Genomic DNA, 2,723 nt, shown 5'->3' with positions numbered 1-2,723 from the left:
TAGCCTGGCCGCGGAATTGGCGGGCACCGGCGTTACCGTCAACGCGTTGCATCCGGGCGTAGTCGCCACCGACATCTGGAATCGCGCCCCTGCTATCGCGCGTCCACTGCTGTCGGTGCTCAAACGTGCCGTGATGGTTTCGCCGGAGGAGGGCGGGCGGCGGGTGGCCTATCTGGCCGCGGATCCAGCCGTCGCCACCATCACCGGTGAGTACTGCGAGGACAACCGAATCCGGCAGCCCTCCGAACTCGCCCGGAATGCGTCGGTCGCCCAGCAGCTGCGCTCGGTCTGCGATCAGCTCACCGGCCTGGCGTGAGCCCGCTCGTATCGACCGGTCCGCGCCTCGTCAGCCCACGATCGGCCGGCGATGGCGGGTCTTCCTGCTGAGCTCGTCCTGCATGACGGTTCGATCCGCCGGGCGAAGGCCTCGTGGTCGTCGCCCGGTTGCGGCCGCATCGCCGGAAGCACGGTCGTGCGCAGTTTGGTCGGCAACGGCAGATAGGGCAGCAGACCCGCGGTCGCGATCGTCAGTCCCCACGGCACGGAGACCGTGACCGGTAGACACTTCAAGCGCAGCACGCGGTCGAGCTTCAGCGCGCGAGCGAGGAGTGTGCCGTCGTCGAGCACGATCGCCGATTCGGCGCCCCCGGAGGTAACCACCGGAACCACCGGTACCCCGGCGTCCATGGCGACCCGCGCGAAGCCGTACCGACCCGCGAAAACGATGTCGTTGCGTTGTGCCCACGGTTTGAACGCGTCGACGTCGCCGCCGGGAAACACCAGAACGTGATCGCCGGCGGCCAATGCGTCGAGCGCCGCTTGCCGACCGGCCGGGCGCGCGCCGAACGGTTCGAGCAGACGTCCGATTCCGAGGGTCCACGCCATTTGATGCGTCAAGGTGACAACGCCGCGCGAATCGCCCGTATGCTCATACGCTGCGCCGAAAGCGAGCACATTCAGGTCGAAAACGCCACCGAATCCGTGGTTCGCGACGAACAACACCGGCCCGGAAGGCAGTGGCGCCGTGGCGATCTCATGACGATTGTAGATCCGGATCAGCTCCGCGCCGACGCGGCCCGCCAGGCGCGCCCAGCTGGTCTGCGTCTCTCGGTTATCGCGCATATGGACGTGCGACGACTCCGCACCCCGGCCACCCCGACCGGAACCACTCTTCCCGTCCGCGCTTGTCATGTCACCTTCCGCTCATTTATGATGAAATCCTCAGATACAGTATGAGGGTCGCCGGACACGGAATGATCAAGTCGTCAACATTGTGTCTCGCGTCATTGTGTTGACAGCCTCGTAGCGTCGAACTCCGATCAGGCGCTCCGGTAGCCGTCCGGCGAATCACAGCCGACGAAGGAACCATATTGTCGAATGACCGCATAGACGTCCATCACCATCTGATCCCACCGCTGTACCGGGAAGTGCTGGCATCGCACGGCATCAGCGCGGCCGGCGGCCGGGAGCTACCGCAGTGGAGCCCGGAAGAGGCTCTTCGGATGATGACGGGGGCGGGGATCGCCGGGGCCGTGCTGTCGGTCTCCACACCCGGCACCGCCTTCCTGACCGACGCTCGCGCGGCGGCAGAGCTGGCCCGCGACCTCAATGACTACTCCGCGGCGCTTGCCGCCGCCCATCCGGGCCGTTTCGGATTCTTCGCGACACTGCCGATGCCCGACGTGCAGGCCGCGGCCGCCGAGGCGGAACGCGCCCTGGACACACTCGGCGCCGACGGAGTGGTGTTGTTGGCGAATGCCCGGGGCACCTATCTCGGCGCCGACGGTCAAGACGACCTGTTCCGAGTGCTCGATCAGCGCTCGGCGATCGTCTTCGTGCATCCCGCGGACCTGACAGCCGATCCGGTTCCCGGTATCCCGCCCTTCGCAGCGGACTTCCTACTCGACACGACCCGGGCAGCATATCTGTTGGTGCGCAACGGAATCCGTCGCCGCTATCCACGGATTCGGTTCGTACTCAGCCATGCCGGTGGATTCATTCCCTACGCCGCGCACCGGATGGCGGTCAGCATCTTCGATCAGACCGGCGCCAGTCCGCTCGATGTGCTCGACGACTTCGCGAGCTTCTACTTCGACACCGCTCTGTCGGCCAGTGCCGCCGCACTGCCGTCCCTGCTCGCGTTCGCCGAGCCCGGACATGTGCTCTACGGCAGCGATTGGCCGTTCGCACCCGAACCGGCGGTGCACTATTTCAACGCCGGTCTCGATACCTACCGCGGTCTGGATGACGCAGCCAGACATAGGATCGAACGCGGCAACGCGGCCGCGTTGTTTCCCCGATTCGGGGCATCGGCTCCGGAGATCCCCGCGCCGCCGCGTTCCGTTCGCGTCCGGCGGCAGCTGCGCAAGCAAGCCTTTCGAGTAGTCGCGCGCGCGGCGAGCAAACGCTGAGCACTTTCCGCTCGCGACGCGACCACGACGACCCTATCGGCGGACCGTCACTTCACGCTCTCCGAGGCTTTGGCGGTGGCGGTGGCGGCGATACGCTCGGCGACACGTAGCGCCGCCGAAGTCACGAGGTCCAGACTCGCGGCACGAGTTGCGCGCTGCACCTCCAGGGACACCGAAACCTGATGGGTGACCGCAGCACCGCCGGCCGGCGGGTGCGGCGAAGCGTCCGGCGATACCGCGGTGATATGCACAGGCTGCTTCAGTCGGTAGCCCGGAATGTAGGCAGCGACGTCGGCGATCATGGACTCGACC

Annotated in this window: 3 protein-coding genes and 1 pseudogene; 2 read left to right on the top strand and 2 right to left on the bottom strand. The window is 66.7% G+C overall.

Annotated features, from left to right (window positions below; all coding sequences use genetic code 11):
• A partial coding sequence (locus AC5592_RS34320) for an SDR family oxidoreductase (RefSeq protein WP_157122445.1) occupies positions 1-316 on the top strand: 316 nt, incomplete at its 5' end.
• Here the strand turns inward: AC5592_RS34320 and AC5592_RS34315 are convergent.
• Positions 295-1,122, bottom strand: a complete 828-nt coding sequence (locus AC5592_RS34315) for a 1-acyl-sn-glycerol-3-phosphate acyltransferase (RefSeq protein WP_063920450.1) — start codon at positions 1,120-1,122, stop codon at positions 295-297. The genes AC5592_RS34320 and AC5592_RS34315 overlap by 22 nt on opposite strands.
• Positions 1,123-1,370: 248 nt before the next feature.
• Here AC5592_RS34315 and AC5592_RS34310 point away from each other — a divergent pair, with 248 nt between their 5' ends.
• A complete protein-coding gene (locus AC5592_RS34310; RefSeq protein WP_269750236.1) occupies positions 1,371-2,411 on the top strand; it encodes an amidohydrolase family protein in 1,041 nt (346 codons plus the stop codon).
• Between the two features lie 47 nt (positions 2,412-2,458).
• Here the strand turns inward: AC5592_RS34310 and AC5592_RS34305 are convergent.
• A pseudogene (locus AC5592_RS34305) lies at positions 2,459-2,723 on the bottom strand (acetaldehyde dehydrogenase (acetylating)); the annotation flags it as partial.

Origin of the sequence: Nocardia violaceofusca NBRC 14427 (assembly GCF_963869435.1) — a bacterium.
Taxonomy (GTDB): Bacteria; Actinomycetota; Actinomycetes; order Mycobacteriales; family Mycobacteriaceae; genus Nocardia; species Nocardia aobensis.
The sequence above is the reverse complement of the archived record's forward strand: the minus strand, read 5'-3'. Positions and strand labels throughout refer to the sequence as shown.